At 67.7% G+C, this 14576-nt stretch carries 12 protein-coding genes; 9 read left to right on the top strand and 3 right to left on the bottom strand.

The features are described from left to right. The first annotated feature begins 28 nt into the window (after nucleotides 1-28). From ABD768_RS28695 to ABD768_RS28675, 5 genes are all read left to right on the top strand, one after another. A complete protein-coding gene (locus ABD768_RS28695; RefSeq protein WP_343969673.1) occupies nucleotides 29-919 on the top strand; it encodes a S1 family peptidase in 891 nt (296 codons plus the stop codon). Between the two features lie 27 nt (nucleotides 920-946). Then, the gene (locus ABD768_RS28690; protein WP_344845764.1) at nucleotides 947-2620 is read left to right on the top strand and encodes a DUF7800 domain-containing protein; all 1674 of its coding nucleotides are present in this window, start codon (nucleotides 947-949) and stop codon (nucleotides 2618-2620) included. Between the two features lie 117 nt (nucleotides 2621-2737). Continuing rightward, on the top strand, nucleotides 2738-3613 hold the full coding sequence (locus ABD768_RS28685; RefSeq protein ID WP_343969678.1) for a S1 family peptidase: 876 nt from the start codon (nucleotides 2738-2740) through the stop codon (nucleotides 3611-3613). Between the two features lie 217 nt (nucleotides 3614-3830). Continuing rightward, nucleotides 3831-4697 (top strand): S1 family peptidase, encoded by an 867-nt coding sequence (locus ABD768_RS28680; RefSeq protein ID WP_344845762.1) that lies wholly within the window; start codon nucleotides 3831-3833, stop codon nucleotides 4695-4697. Nucleotides 4698-4854: 157 nt separating this feature from the next. Next, nucleotides 4855-5793: a type IV toxin-antitoxin system AbiEi family antitoxin domain-containing protein gene (locus ABD768_RS28675; RefSeq protein ID WP_344845760.1), complete on the top strand. Its 939-nt coding sequence runs from the start codon at nucleotides 4855-4857 to the stop codon at nucleotides 5791-5793. Between the two features lie 86 nt (nucleotides 5794-5879). Here ABD768_RS28675 and rlmB read toward each other — a convergent pair whose 3' ends face one another. Both rlmB and cysS read right to left on the bottom strand, forming a co-directional pair. Beyond that, nucleotides 5880-6836 (bottom strand): 23S rRNA (guanosine(2251)-2'-O)-methyltransferase RlmB, encoded by a 957-nt coding sequence (rlmB, locus tag ABD768_RS28670; RefSeq protein ID WP_343969690.1) that lies wholly within the window; start codon nucleotides 6834-6836, stop codon nucleotides 5880-5882. 1 nt (nucleotide 6837) lies between these two features. Next, complete coding sequence (gene cysS / locus ABD768_RS28665; protein ID WP_344845757.1) at nucleotides 6838-8271, bottom strand: cysteine--tRNA ligase; 1434 nt, start codon at nucleotides 8269-8271, stop codon at nucleotides 6838-6840. Between the two features lie 179 nt (nucleotides 8272-8450). On the opposite strand from cysS, the gene ABD768_RS28660 reads away from it, so the two are divergent. The 3 genes from ABD768_RS28660 to ABD768_RS28650 all read left to right on the top strand — a co-directional run bounded on the left by ABD768_RS28660 (nucleotide 8451) and on the right by ABD768_RS28650 (nucleotide 11223). After that, entirely contained in the window at nucleotides 8451-9260 is an 810-nt protein-coding gene (locus ABD768_RS28660) for a lysozyme (protein ID WP_343969696.1), read from the top strand. Between the two features lie 32 nt (nucleotides 9261-9292). After that, complete coding sequence (locus ABD768_RS28655; protein ID WP_344845755.1) at nucleotides 9293-9847, top strand: GNAT family N-acetyltransferase; 555 nt, start codon at nucleotides 9293-9295, stop codon at nucleotides 9845-9847. An 89-nt stretch (nucleotides 9848-9936) separates the two neighbouring features. Continuing rightward, entirely contained in the window at nucleotides 9937-11223 is a 1287-nt protein-coding gene (locus ABD768_RS28650; RefSeq protein ID WP_344845753.1) for a C39 family peptidase, read from the top strand. Nucleotides 11224-11286: 63 nt separating this feature from the next. Here the strand turns inward: ABD768_RS28650 and ABD768_RS28645 are convergent, their stop codons facing one another. After that, complete coding sequence (locus ABD768_RS28645; RefSeq protein WP_344845751.1) at nucleotides 11287-12960, bottom strand: DUF2207 domain-containing protein; 1674 nt, start codon at nucleotides 12958-12960, stop codon at nucleotides 11287-11289. 122 nt (nucleotides 12961-13082) lie between these two features. On the opposite strand from ABD768_RS28645, the gene ABD768_RS28640 reads away from it, so the two are divergent. After that, nucleotides 13083-14243, top strand: coding sequence for a neutral zinc metallopeptidase (locus tag ABD768_RS28640; RefSeq protein ID WP_344845749.1), 1161 nt, complete (start codon nucleotides 13083-13085; stop codon nucleotides 14241-14243). The last annotated feature ends 333 nt before the right edge of the window (nucleotides 14244-14576 follow it).

Genomic DNA, 14576 nt, shown 5'->3' with positions numbered 1-14576 from the left:
AACCGGTCGCGGTGGAAAGGTGTCTCCCATGACATCGCTTTCCCTCCGCCGCGCGGTGGCGACGCTGGCCACTGGTGCGCTCGCCCTGACCGCCATCCCAGCCGCCAACGCTGCCTCTGCCGCCCCACAGCAGACGCCGCCCGGACCGCGTACCGCCGCCGCCATCTCCGCCGCCCTGACCAAGGACGCCGCCGTCCCTGGCACTGCCTGGATGACCAGGCCGGACGGCAAGGTCGTCGTCTCCTACGACTCGACCGTGATCGGCACCAAGTACAACTCGCTGACCAAGGTCACCAAGCAGTTCGGCGACCAGGTCGTGATGGAGAAGCTCCCCGGCAAGCTGACCAAGTACGTCAACGGCGGCGGTGGGATCTACAGCGGCGACTGGACCTGCTCGGCCGGCTTCAACGTCCAGCGCGGTGGCAAGTACTTCCTGCTCACCGCCGGCCACTGCGGCAAGGACGCCGCGACCTGGTACAGCGACGAGGCCCACCGCAACCTGGTCGGTTCGGTCTACCGGCCCAGCTTCCCGGGCAACGACTATGCCGTGATCGCCTACAGGGCCGGCCTCAAGCCCGGTGGCAGCGTGAGCCTCTACAACGGCCGCTCCCAGGACATCGTCCGGGCTGCCAACCCTGGCCTCGGCCAGACGGTCTACCGCTCGGGCATCACCAGCGGCCTGCACGGCGGCAAGGTCACCGGCCTGAACGCCACGGTGATCTATGACGAGGGCGCGGTGGGCAACCTGATCCGCACCAACGTCTGCGCCGAGCCCGGCGACTCCGGCGGCCCGCTGTTCTACCGCACGTACGCCTATGGGCTCACCTCGGGTGGTACCGGTGACTGCAGCTCCGGCGGCGTCACGTACTTCCAGCCGGTCATCGAGGCGATGAACGCGTACGGCGTGACCATCTACTAGCTTGGCAAGCGCGGTAGCGTCGTTTGAATGCAACTGAAGCTGGGTCCGCTGCTCCGGTACGTCGACGAGACACGCGCAACCGTCTGGGTGGAGACCACCGCGGCGGGCGAGGTCGAGGTACTGGGGCACCGGGCCCAGACCTGGTCGGTGCACGGCCATCACTACGCACTGGTGCTGATCGAAGGGCTGCAGCCGGCCAGCGCTACGCCGTACGAGGTGCACCTGGACGGCGTGAAGGCGTGGCCGCTGGAGGAGAGTCCCTACGGGCCGAGCGTGATCCGCACACCGCGGGCCGACGGCACCTTCCGGCTGACCTTCGGGTCGTGCCGGCGGTCGGCGCCGTTCGACGAGCAGGGATTCAAGGATTTCGGGCCGGACGCTCTGGTGGCGCTGGCCGGGCGGATGTCGTCGGGTGAGGCCGAGTGGCCCGACGCGGTGCTGCTGCTGGGCGATCAGGTCTATGCCGACGACCCGTCGGACGCCGTACTGGCGAAGTTGCGGGCGGCGCACGGTGGCCGGCAGGGGTCCGAGGTGGCCGACGAGATCGGCAACTTCGAGGAGTACACCTGGCTGTACGACGACGCCTGGCTGCACCCGGCCGTCCGGTGGCTGTTCTCGACCGTGCCGCTATGCATGCTGCTCGACGACCACGATCTGCGCGACGACTGGAACACCTCGCTGACCTGGCGCCGCTGGGTCACCGCGCAGCCGTGGTGGCACGATCGGGTGGTCGGGGCGTACGCGTCGTACTGGGTCTACCAGCACCTCGGCAACCTGTCGCCGGAGCAGCTCGAGAAGGATCCGACGTACGCCGCGATGCGCGGGCTGGACGACGAGGACGAACGCAGCTCCTACCTCGACGCCTTCGCCTGGGAGGCGGACGAGGACCCGGCGTCGACCCGCTGGAGTTTCTACCGCGACTTCGGCGCGCGCTCTCGCGGGGTCCGGCTGCTGGCCGTCGATTCTCGTTGCTCACGGCAACTACAGCCGGGCGGGCGGGCGATGGTCGACGCGCACGAGTGGGAATGGGTGCGGCGGCACACGATCGGCGCGACGCAGCCGATCAACCATCTGTTGCTCGCCTCGACGCTGCCGTTCTTGCTGGCGCCCGGGCTGCATCATCTGGAGGGCTGGGACGAGGCGATCTCGTCGGGGGCCTGGGGTCGGCTCGGTTCGCGGCTCGGCGAGAAGATCCGGCAGGGCATGGATCTGGAGCACTGGGCGTCGTTCCGCAACTCGTTCGACGATCTGACCGATCTGCTCGGTGAGCTGGTCCAGTCGGAGAACCCGCCCAGCTCGATCCTGATGCTGTCCGGTGACGTGCACTGCAGCTACCTGGCCGAGGCGTCGCTGACGGACGTCGAACACCCCGGTACGGCGATCCGCCAGCTCACCATGTCGCCGTTCCGCAACCCCGTCGGTTGGCATATCAGGCTGGCCAACAAGCTGCTGGACAGCCGCGGGATGACCCGCATCCTGCACAGGCTGTCGCGATCGGCCGGGGTGCGCGACGTCGCGGCGAGCTGGCGTACGGCGTACGGGCCGTGGTTCGAAAACGGCGTGATGACGGTGACCGTGGACGGCGACGACGCTGCTGTCGACGTGGATCACGCGCGGCTGGTGGACGGCCGGCAGTCACTGACGAGCACACTGCGTTACCACGCGGCCCCTGAGGGTATGCAAGGGGCGCGGCGGAGGTAAACCCTTACGCTCCGGGTTGGGCCGGGTACTTTGTGACAGTTTCGGGTAGAACAGATCACGGTTGGATCAAGGACGCTCCCGCCCCGAGCGCGTCCTCACCCCACGAGGAGGCTGACCGTGAAGTTCGCCCGTATCACCGCAGTACTCGGTTCCGTAGGTCTGGCAGCAGCAGGACTGCTCGCCACCCAGGCTTCGGCCGCACCCGCCCCCGTCTCGACGTTGTCGGCAAGCGCCATCACCGCGACCTTGAGCAAGGACGCATCCATCCCGGGCACCGCCTGGAGCACCCAGCCGGACGGCCGGATCATCGTCTCGTACGACCCCACCGTCACCGGCTCGAAGTTCGCGGCACTGACCGGTGTCACCAAGCAGTTCGGTAGCCGGATCACCCTGGAGAAGCTGCCAGGCAAGCTGACCAAGTACATCAGTGGCGGTGACGCCATCTACGGCGGCCAATACCGCTGCTCCCTGGGCTTCAACGTCCGTAGCGGCAGCACGTACTACTTCCTGACCGCCGGCCACTGCGGCAACATCGCGTCCTCCTGGTACGCGAACTCCGCCAAGACGACGCTGCTGGGCACGACCTACGGGTCGAGCTTCCCGGGCAACGACTACGCGATCGTCAAGTACTCCACCTCGTACACCAACCACCCTGGCAACGTCGACCTCTACAACGGGACGACCCAGGACATCACCTCCGCCGGGAATGCGACGGTCGGCCAGGCCGTCAAGCGCAGCGGTAGCACCACCGGCGTACACAGTGGTTCGGTCACCGCCGTCAACGCCACGGTGAACTACGCCGAGGGCACCGTCACCGGCCTGATCCGCACCACCGTCTGCGCCGAGGGTGGCGACTCCGGTGGCGCACTGTTCGCCGGCACCGTTGCACTGGGCCTGACCTCCGGCGGCAGCGGCAACTGCTCCTCCGGCGGCACCACGTACTTCCAGCCCGTCACCGAGGCCCTCAGCCGTTATGGCGTGAGCGTCTACTGATCGTCGGTTCCAAGCGCCCCCTGCCGCGTGCGGCAGGGGGCGTTTGCCATAACTCCCGCGTTAGGCACGCACATAACATCGGCTCGGCCAGATGAGGGATGTCCCTCACCTTCTGGAGTTATCCGGGTACGGACAGATATGCGGTGGTAAGTCTTGCAGCGGTTAGGTCTAGGACGCGTCCGCCCCCGAATGCGTCCTCATCGTGAGGAGACTGACTATGCGCATATCCCGTACTGCGGCAGTGCTGGCAACCGCCGGCCTCGTCGCCACCACCTCTCTGCTGGCCACCTCGGCCACCGCCGCGCCACCCGGTCCGGCGGCGATCAGCGCGACTCTGACGCGTGACGCGTCGATCCCGGGTACCGCCTGGGTGACTGACGCCAAGACGGGTGTCGTCACCGTCTCGTACGACGACACTGTCACCGGATCGAAGCTGGCGGCGCTGACCGGCGTCACCAAGCAGTTCGGCGGCAAGGTCAAGGTCGAGAAGCTGCCCGGCAAGCTCAGCAAGTTCCTCAGCGGCGGCGACGCCATCTACGGCGGCCAGTACCGCTGCTCGCTCGGCTTCAACGTCACCGACGGCAGCTCGTACTACTTCCTGACCGCCGGCCACTGCGGCAACATCGCGGCCACCTGGTACGCCGACGGCGCCCACACCCAGACGGTCGGCGACACCCAGGGCTCAAGCTTCCCCGGCAACGACTACGCCCTGGTGAAGTACCCGGCCGGTACGCCGGAACCGCCCGGCAACGTCGACCTCTATAACGGCTCCTTCCAGGAGATCACCTCAGCCGGCGACGCCACGGTCGGCCAGTCGGTCACCCGCAGCGGCAGCACCACCCAGGTCCACACCGGCACCGTCACCGGCGTCAACGCCACCGTCAACTACGCCGAAGGCACCGTCACCGGCCTGATCCAAACCAACGTCTGCGCCGAAGGCGGCGACTCCGGCGGCGCCCTCTTCTCCGGCACCACCGCCCTAGGCCTGACCTCCGGCGGCTCCGGCAACTGCACCTCCGGCGGCACCACCTACTTCCAACCAGTCCCCGAAGCCCTCTCCACCTACAACGTCAACGTCTACTGACCTTCCTCCCCTGGAGTGCTTGAACACCAAACGGCGACCTTGAACAAGCTATTTCATGTTCAAGGTCGCCGCTTGGTGTTCAAGGTCGCTAGATGCGGTTATCCACAAGGGGAAAGTCAAGGTCGGATGCGGTGGGGATGGCGGCATCTTCTGTGGTGTGAACAGGAAATTGCAGCGGGTGGTGCGTGAGCGGGGTGGGTGGTTCAGCCGGGCCGACGCGCTGGAGGCGGCGTACACCGACAGTGAGGTCCGGCTTCGGCTCAAGCACGGGCGGTGGAGACGGCTGTGCCGGGATGTGTACTACGAACCCGGCGACTGGCCCGAGGATGAGTCGCCTTGGGCTCGTACCGAGCGGTTGCACACTCTGATGGCGCGAGCTGTGGTGGGGCGGCTGAATGGCGGGGTGGTGATCAGCCACCAGTCGGCCACTTTGTTCCATGGGCTCCCGAGCTGGGGGCTGGACCACAGCAAGGTCCACGTGACGAGGACCGCGGGGCGGGCCCGATCCGACCGTTCGATTCAGGTCCATCGGACGGTGCTCGCGACAGATGAGGTCAGCGAGATCGCCGGTTTGCGTGTCACCGCGCCGGCCAGGGCGATCGTCGAGACGGCCTGTACTTCTTCGTACGAGGTCGGTGTGGTGCTGGCGGATGCCGCGTTGCGGGCCGGATTGGTGACGTCCGAACAGTTGACCAGGATGGTGGACCACCTCGAGCACTCGCCCGGATCGCCGGCTGCCCGTGCCGCGGTCGCCTTCGCCGATGGAACGAGCGAGTCGGTGGGCGAGTCCCGGCTCCGGGTCCTGATGGCCAACGAAGGTCTGCCCACCCCCAGAGCCCAGGTGGAGATCCACGATTCAGCCGGACGGCTGCTCGCACGAGTCGATTTCCTGCTGCTCGACCACCTCATCGTCGAGTTCGACGGTGCCCTGAAGTACGAGAGCTCCAAGGCATTGGTCGCCGAGAAGTGGCGCGAAGACCGTCTCCGTGAAGAGGGCTACACCTTCGCCCGCATCAGCTGGGCCGACCTCGACCACCCCCGGGCGACCGCCACGCGTCTCCGCCGCCTGCTCGGCGTACAGGCGTTGTCAGCTTGAACACCAAACGGCGACCTTGAACACGTTATTTCTTGTTCAAGGTCGCCGTTTGGTGTTCGACGTCGCCATGGATGGCGAGTGGTGGATCAGCCGCGGCGGCGGGAGATTTCGTAGAGGGCTACGCCGGTGGCTATGCCGGCGTTGAGGGATTCGGTGGCGGACGTCATCGGGATGGAGACGATGAGGTCGCAGTTTTCGCGGACCAGGCGGGCCAGGCCTTTGCCTTCGGAGCCGACTACCAGGACGATCGGCTCGGTGGCGGCTACCAGGTCGGGGAGCTCTACCTCGCCGCCCATGTCCAGGCCGATGATCAACAGGCCTGCGTCCTTGTAGGACTTGAGGGCTCGGTTGAGGTTGGTGGCCCGGGCGACCGGGATGCGGGCTGCGGCGCCGGCGGAGGTTTTCCATGCGGAGGCGGTCATCGAGGCTGTGCGACGCTCGGGGACCAGTACGCCGTGCGCGCCGAAAGCTGCCGCGGAACGGGTGATGGCGCCCAGGTTGCGGGGGTCCGTCACGCCGTCGAGGGCGACGATCAGCGGGACCTGGCCGGCGTCGTACGCCCGGGACAGCAGGTCGTCCGGGTGGGCGTACTCGTACGGCGGGATCTGGACCGCGAGGCCCTGGTGGGCGCCGTGGCTGGTCAGCCGGTCCATCTCGATCCGCGGTACTTCGAGCAGCGAGATGCCGTGCTCGGTCGCGATCAGCAAAGCCTCCCGCAGCCTGGCGTCACGTTCGGTGCCCTCGGCAACGTACAACGCGTTGATCGGGACGCCCGCGCGGAGCGCCTCGACCACCGGGTTGCGGCCGTAGACCCACTCGACGGTCGCCTCGGTGTCCTTGCGGTCGGTACGCCGGCCGCTGGTGCGCTTCTCGGCGCGCTCCTTGGCCTTCGCCCGCTTGTGCGCTGGGTGCTTGGTGCGGTCGACCGCCTTCGGCGTCGGGCCTCTGCCTTCGAGACCCTGCCGGACCCGGCCGCCCGATCCGGCGGTCGGGTTGCCGCGCTTCTTGCGGATCGCACCCTTGCGTTGACTACTGCCTGGCACTTCAGTTTCCTTCGGTTGATTCGGGCTGCGCGATCGTCCAGCGGGCACCCTGTGGGGTGTCCTCGACGATGACGCCCAGCGCCTTGAGCCCGTCGCGGATGTCGTCCGACGCGGCATAGTCCTTACGTTCGCGGGCGGCCTGCCGCTGCTCCAGCAGCGCCTTCACCAAGCCGTCCACCACCTCGGTGAGCTCCTCGCCGCCGACGGCCCGCGAGGCCCACGGCTCGGCCAGCGGGTCCAGGCCCAGCACGCCGAGCATGGCTCGCACCGAGGCCAGATTCTCTTGCAGGGCAGGAGAATCGCCGTCGGCGACCAGCTTGTTGCCGTCCCGCACCGTGTTGTGCAGCACCGCAACGGCGGCCGGTGTCCCGAGGTCGTCGTCCATCGCGTCGGCGAACGCCTGCGGCACCTCGGCGGCCGGTGAGACCCCACCGGTCACTTCGGTCGCGCGATCGATGTACCCCTCGATCCGCTGGAAGCTCGTCGCGGACTCCTCGAGCGCGGCCATCGAGAACTCGACCACCGAGCGGTAGTGCGAGCTGACCAGGTAGTAGCGCAGCTCGATCGGCCGCACCTGCTCGACCACGTTGCGCACGATCGCGCCGTTGCCGAGCGACTTGGACATCTTCTCGCCGGCCGCGGTGACGAGCGCGCTGTGCATCCAGAAGCGGGCGAACTTCTGCCCGACCGCCTTGGACTGGGCCAGCTCGTTCTCGTGGTGCGGGAAGCGCAGGTCGAGGCCACCGCCGTGGATGTCGAACTCGGTGCCGAGGTACTTGCCGGCCATCGCGGAGCACTCCAGGTGCCAGCCCGGCCGGCCGTCGCCCCACGGGGTCGGCCACGAGGCGGTGCGCGGGGTGCCCTCGGTGTAGCCCTTCCAGAGCGCGAAGTCGCGGACGTCGCGCTTGCCGCGCGGGTCGGCGTCCTCGGCCGGGTCCATGTCGTCGATCCGCTGGTGCGACAGTTCGCCGTACGACGGCCAGGACTTCACGTCGAAGTACACGTCGCCGGAGCCGTCGGTCGCGGCGTACGCGTGCCCGCGTGCGATCAGCTCCTCGATCATCACGACCATCTCCGGGATGTGCCCGGTGGCCCGCGGCTCGTAGGTCGGCGGACGGCAGCCCAGTACGTCGTACGCCCAGTGCAGTTCGCGCTCGAACTCGTAGGCGTGCGCCCACCAGGGCACGTTCCGCTCGGCCGACTTGGCCAGGATCTTGTCGTCGATGTCGGTGACGTTCGCGATCACGGTGACGTCGTAGCCGGAGCGCTCCAGCCAGCGCCGGAGCACGTCGAACACGATCTCCTTGTAGATGTGCCCGACGTGCGGGGCACCCTGCACCGTCAGCCCACAGTGGTAGATCCCGACCTTGCCCGGCTGGACCGGCTCGAAATCCCTCACTGCTGCTGTCGCGGTGTCATACAAGCGAAGTGTCACCGATCAAGGGTAACGGTGATCAGGCAGTGCTCTTGACAATTCTCCACAGGCTGTCCCTTCGATCGTCGTCAAATAGCCACAACTGATTCTCCGAACTAGTTACTTTCCGCCGAGCAGCGGCGTAGCGTCGCTCAGTGAGCGCTCTGTTCCGCCCTCATCGCTCTCCGTGGAGGTTCCTCGTGAAATCCGTCCTCACGGGTGCCGCCGCCACCCTCGGCCTGCTCTTGGCCCCGCTTGGCGCCGCCGCCCAACCCGCTGCTCACCAGCCGACACCCACTGCCCGCCAGCACGGCATCACCAAAGCCGGTGACGCCTACATGGGCTGGCTCGCACCCACTACAGCCAGCCGATCCACCCAGGCCGCGCCCGCGGCAGTAGTGGAAGGCATCGACGTCTCCAGCCACCAGGGCAACGTCGACTGGGCCAGCTGGTGGAACCAGGGCAAGCGGTTCGCCTACAGCAAGGCCACCGAAGGCAACTACTACTCCAACCCGTACTTCGCGCAGCAGTACAACGGGTCCTACAACGTAGGGATGATCCGCGGCGCCTACCACTTCGCCACCCCGAACGACTCCAGCGGAGCCAACCAGGCCAACTACTTCGTCGACCGTGGCGGCGCCTGGTCGCGCGACGGCCGGACCCTGCCGGGTGCGCTCGACATCGAGTACAACCCGTACGGCGCCACTTGCTACGGACTGAGCCAGGCCTCGATGGTCAATTGGATCCGCGACTTCCTCAACACCTACAAGTCCCGTACCGGTCGCGACGCGGTCATCTACACCAACCTGGACTGGTGGACCCAGTGCACGGGCAACAGCACCGCCTTCAGCTCCACCAACCCGCTCTGGGTAGCCCGGTACAACAGCTCCCCCGGCACCCTGCCGGGCGGCTGGCCGTACTACACCTTCTGGCAGTGGACCTCGTCCCCGCTCGACCAGGACCACTTCAACGGCGACCAGTCCCGGCTGGTAGCGCTCGCCAACGGCTAAATCGAGTTGCAGCGGTTTCATAGTCTCGACCGGTGACCTATGAACTGCCGATCGAGACCGACCGCCTGACGCTTCGCCGCTACCTCGAGACCGACTACGACGACCTGCTGAAGCTGCAGTCCAGCCCGGATGTCACCAGGTTCCTGCTGTACGACCCGAAGACGCCCGAGCAGGTCCGGCAATCCCTCGCCGGCCGGCTGGCCGACGTACCGATGGACACCGACGGACAAGCGCTCACCGTCGCGGTGATCCTGCGGGAGACCGGCCAGCACGTCGGCGAGGTGACGCTGTTCGTCCACCAGGCCGAGCAGCGGACCGGTGAGCTCGGCTTCGTCTTCCAGCCCGGCTTCCACGGCCAGGGGTATGCCCGCGAGGCGTCGGTCGAGTTGCTCCGGCTCGGCTTCGAGGAGCTCGGCTGGCACCGGATCATCGGCCGCCTCGACCACCGCAACACCGGCTCGGCCAAGCTGCTCGAGCGGCTCGGGATGCGGCTGGAGGCGCATTTCGTGCGCAACGAGTTCCTCAAGGGCGAGTGGACCGACGAGCTGGTCTACGCGCTGCTCGCGGACGAGTGGCAGGCCCGCTGAGCGGGCAGGTAATAAAATAACCGAATAGCGACACATCGCGGCACGCGTTCACCGCGACAGCGGGCGTGCGCGGGTCTACCGTCGGAAACATGACCGCCGCCCGCCCCCTTGCCGCGCTGATCACCGGCGTGGTCACGCTCAGTCTGACCGCTGGACCGAGCCTGGCCGCACCGCCCCATCAGCGTGAGATCACCTACCGCACGTGGACGTCGTCCGCCGACTTCCTCCAAGGCACCCGCGCTGGGACCACCGTCGTCAACGGCTCCCTGCGCTTCGCTTCCGCCACCGGCACCACGTCGTACGTCGATCCGTTCGGCGACGGCACCGCCAAGGCCTACGAGCAGGCCACCTGGGTCTCCCCCGAAGTGCGGACCGACTACGGCCTGACCGAGCTCGTCGCCTCCTGGAACGCGACCACCCCAGCCGGGACCTGGCTCGAGGTCGCCATGTCGGGCCGCTCCGACGAGGGCACCACTACTAAGTGGTACGTGCTCGGCCGCTGGAACCGCGGCGACGACACTGCCGCCGGGGACATCCACCGCACCTCGGTGAGCGGCCAGAAGGACACCACCGGCACAGTCTCGGTCGACACCTTCGTAGCCGGCGCAGGCCGCTCCCTGGACCGCTGGCGCCTCAAGGTCACCCTCTACCGCCTAGCCGGTACTACGAAAGTCCCCGTACTCCAGTCGGTAGGCGCCATGGCCTCCCGACTGCCCGCCGACGAGACAGTCCCCGTCAGCCGGGGTGGTGGCGCCTGGGGTCGCGTACTCGACGTACCGACGTACTCGCAAGAGACACACATCGGCCACTACCCGCAGTGGGACAACGGTGGCGAGGCCTGGTGCTCTGCGACGTCCACTGCGATGGTGCTCGACTACTACCGGCGTGGACCGACCAAGGCCGAGACAGCCTGGGTGGACCCGACCGATCCCGATCCACAGGTCGATCACTCGGCCAGGTCGGTCTTCGACTACAAGTACGACGGTGCCGGCAACTGGCCCTTCAACACGGCGTACGCCGGGACGCGCGGGCTCGACGCCTTCGTCACCCGGCTGCGCTCGCTGACCGAGGCCGAGCAGTTCATCAAGGCCGGCATCCCACTGGTCGCGTCGCTCTCCTTCGAGAAGGACGAACTGCCCGGCGCCGGCTACGGCACCAACGGCCACCTGATGGTCATCGTCGGCTTCGCGAAGAACGGCGACGTGGTGGTCAACGACCCGGCGTCGCACCTGATCAAGAGCAACGACGAGGTCCGGACTGTTTACAACCGGGCAGCCTTCGAGAACGCTTGGATCCCGCACTCGGGCGGGATCGTCTACGTGATCCACCCGGCGGCCAAGCGACTGCCACCGAAGACCCACCAGGCCAACTGGTAACACCCCACAGACAGGAACCGCCCGTATGCCGGGGGCGGCGTACGGGCGGTTCCGTTGTATTGCTCAGCGGGTGAAGAGCGCCCCGGTGAGGTTCGTGGTGAGGTTGCGGAGCGAGTCGGGCAGGTACTGCAGGTGCCAGCCCCGCGGCCCGCGGTACCAGTGGAAGCCCTCGTCTTCGTCCTCGTCCGAGTCCGTCGCGACCAGGGCGTCGATCCAGCGCTCCGAGCCGCCCAGGACGACGGCGTACGGGAGGGCGCGGGAGCAGAGCTCGGCGTGCTGGTCGGTCGGCAGCTCGCTGACGTCCATCTCCAGCAGCTCGCCACGGATGGCCGCGACCTGGCCGAGGACGCGACCGGCGGCAGGTGCCTTCGCCGGCATGTGACGGCCGATGACGAGCAGGCCGACACCGACCGCGGTGATGGCGATGCCGACCAGGCCCCACGTCGAGGTGAGGGCGAGGATGACGGTCAGCACGACCCCGATCGCGGTCGTGACGATGCCGATGGTGGCCCACAGCGAGCGGGTCCGGTCCGGGCGCTCGGTGAACCAGCCGCGCTTCACGACCCCGTCGTACAGGGCGTCCTGGACCTGGCCGAGGTTCGCGCGGACCTGGCGGCCGAGCTCGGAGACGAGCACCGAGTCGTTGTCGCCGAAGATCGCGCGGACCAGGACGTTCTCGTACCGCTGCAGTTCCTCGGCCGGCGCGTTCTTGACCCGGCGCAGTTCCCAGTCCGGCCGGGAGAACTCGCTCTCGTGCTCCAGCTCGGTGATCGTGAGGTGCCCACGGACGGCGAGGTCGATGATGGTCGCGGTGACGTCGACCGGGTCGATCCGCTCGTCGATCAGGGTGCCGACCTCGCCGGGCCGCAGATCGGCCGGCGGGGTGAAGTCGATCCGGGTGTCCTGGCCGAGGCTGAACAACGACGCCGGTACAACGCGGCGCGGGTCCACCTGATCCCGGCCGCGCAACCGGTACAGCAGCAGCAACGCGAGCGCGCCGAGCAGCAGGACCGCGAGCGCGGTGATCAGCTGGGCCGTGTCGGTCGAGAACGCCCGCTTGAAGGTCTTGCGGTACTCCACGATCGAGTTGGCCGCGATCTGGCCCTTGGGGAAGCCGACCGTCATCCGGATCGTGTTGCCCGGCGGCAGCCCGGTCTGCTTGAAGGTCGGGCCGGACGTCTCGCCGATCTGCGCCAGCGTGCACGGGAAGTTGCTGTCGATCGCGCCGGCGAAGCAGGAGACGTGGCTGACCTCGGGCGTGCTGTAGACGATGTTCGCGTCCTGCACGGTCATCGCCAGCCCGGTCAGCGGCGAGAACTGCACCTCGGTGCCGTTCAGCGTCTCCGCGACCGCGCCCTTGACGGTGTAGTCGAACTCGAGCTCGGTGTCGCCGCCGGACAGGTCGGCGACCGCGATCGAGCTGATGTCGCCGGTGGTGGTGAGTTCCTTGTTCTTCTCCGCGCCACCGGACTTGACCTGCAGGTCCTCGATCTTCTGCACGTGGTCGACGTCGTCGGCGAGGTGCTCACGAGTGACCACGAACCGGGTGAAGGTCCCGGTCACGTTGCTCAGCTTCCAGACCTCGACGACCTTCAGCGTGCCGTCGCGCTCGACCCTGATGGTGCTGTTGAAGCTGGTGACGACCGGGTCGGCGGTAGTCGTCGCGCCGGCTGGTACGCCGGTCAGAGCCAGGAAACCGAGGGCACACAGAGGTACCCCGAGCAGACGTCTACGCATCGCCCAATCACACCGTATCGAGAGGGTCAGAGCCTTGCGGCCGGCCGGCCGGGGCGGAACTGCACTGGTTGCAGACCGCACCATACCGGGTCTGAGCCAGGGCTCCGATAGCGTCAGCCTTCGTGTCCTACCAGCCGCCCTCTGGGCAGTACCCACCGCAGCCGCCGTACCCCCAGCAGCCGCCACCCCCGCCGGCGTACGGGCAGTGGCCGCCGCAGCAGCAGTACGGGTGGGGACCCCAGACCAGCTTGCCGCCCAAGAAGAAGGGCGGGGCGGGCAAGGCGCTGCTGATCATCCTGGGCATCGCAGTACTCGGCACTGCTGGGATCGCTGCCCTGTCTGGCGCTCTGAAGCACCACGATCCTTCCTATACCGGTATTCCGTACCCGACGACGACCTACAGCCCGACGGCCGAGCCGACCGAGGCACCGTCGGCGCAGCCGCCCAGCGTGAAGCCGACGCGGCCTGTTGTGACTGCCAAGCCACCGGTGGTCAAGCCGCCGGTGAAGCCGCCGGCGCCGCGGCCGACCGCGCCCCGGGTGAAGCCCAAGCCGGAGCCGAGCGACCTGGACATCGTTGCCCGCAACAAGCTCTACAAGGCCGGCACGATGGGCTCGGTCAACTGCAAGGAGTCCAAGGCCCGCCCGTCGACCGTTGCCGGCGCCCGGGCCAACTACGCGAACCTGGCCAGATGCCTCAACCGCGCCTGGCCCGCCCTGGTCGTGAAGGCCGGGGCCAAGTTCCGGCCGCCGACGGTCCTGTCGTTCTCCGGCACGGTCGAGTCGCCCTGCGGCAGCATGTCCGACACCGGGCCGCCGTTCTACTGCCCGACCAACCAGACCATCTACATGAACCTGTCCGAGGACATCGGCGACTACAACCAGGACCCGTCGGTCTACAACCGGGTCTGGGCCCGGATGTGGATGCTGCACCAGTTCGCCCACGAGTACGGCCACCACGTGCAGACCCTGACCGGCATCTTCCAGGCCAGCTGGAACCTGCGCTACGAAGCGCCGAACCAGGCCGCTGAGCTGCAGGGCAGCCGCCGGCTCGAGCTGCAGGCGTCCTGCTTCAGCGACATCTTCATCTCGGCCAACAAGCGCAGCTACCCCCTCACTGGTGAGTCGATGCGGCAGTGGAAGTGGCTGATCGGGGACACCATCGACCGGCGGCACGACCACGGCAGCACGGCCAACCACAAGTACTGGGCGCTCAAGGGCTACAACAGCCGCAGCCCGGCCGCCTGCAACACGTACACGGCCTCCGGCGCGAAGGTGTCATAACTGAGAGTCATAGGAGAACTCCGCTGTACCGATATGGAGACGGATAGCGGTCTTGATGGTTAGCCTGGTCCCCCGGATCACGCCCTGTGTGTCCCGGGGGGATGAGGAACGAGCGTGTCTGACCAGGAATGGAGCGAGCCACCAGGGCCGCACGCGCCGCCGGCTGCCCTGCCTGACGGCTCGATACCGCTTTACCGCAGTGCAGCATTCGGCGAAGCACAGCCGCCGGTCGGATGGGACCCGACCTCGGCGGCGACCAGCACTTCCGGCATGGGGGGCCACAGCCGCGGAGACGCCAGACCGGGCTGCTCCTCAGCATGCTCATGCTCGGTG

The organism is Kribbella ginsengisoli (assembly GCF_039537185.1).
GTDB classification, from domain to species: Bacteria; Actinomycetota; Actinomycetes; order Propionibacteriales; family Kribbellaceae; genus Kribbella; species Kribbella koreensis.
Note: the sequence above shows the minus strand (reverse complement) of the source record. Positions and strands in the feature narration are given on the sequence as shown.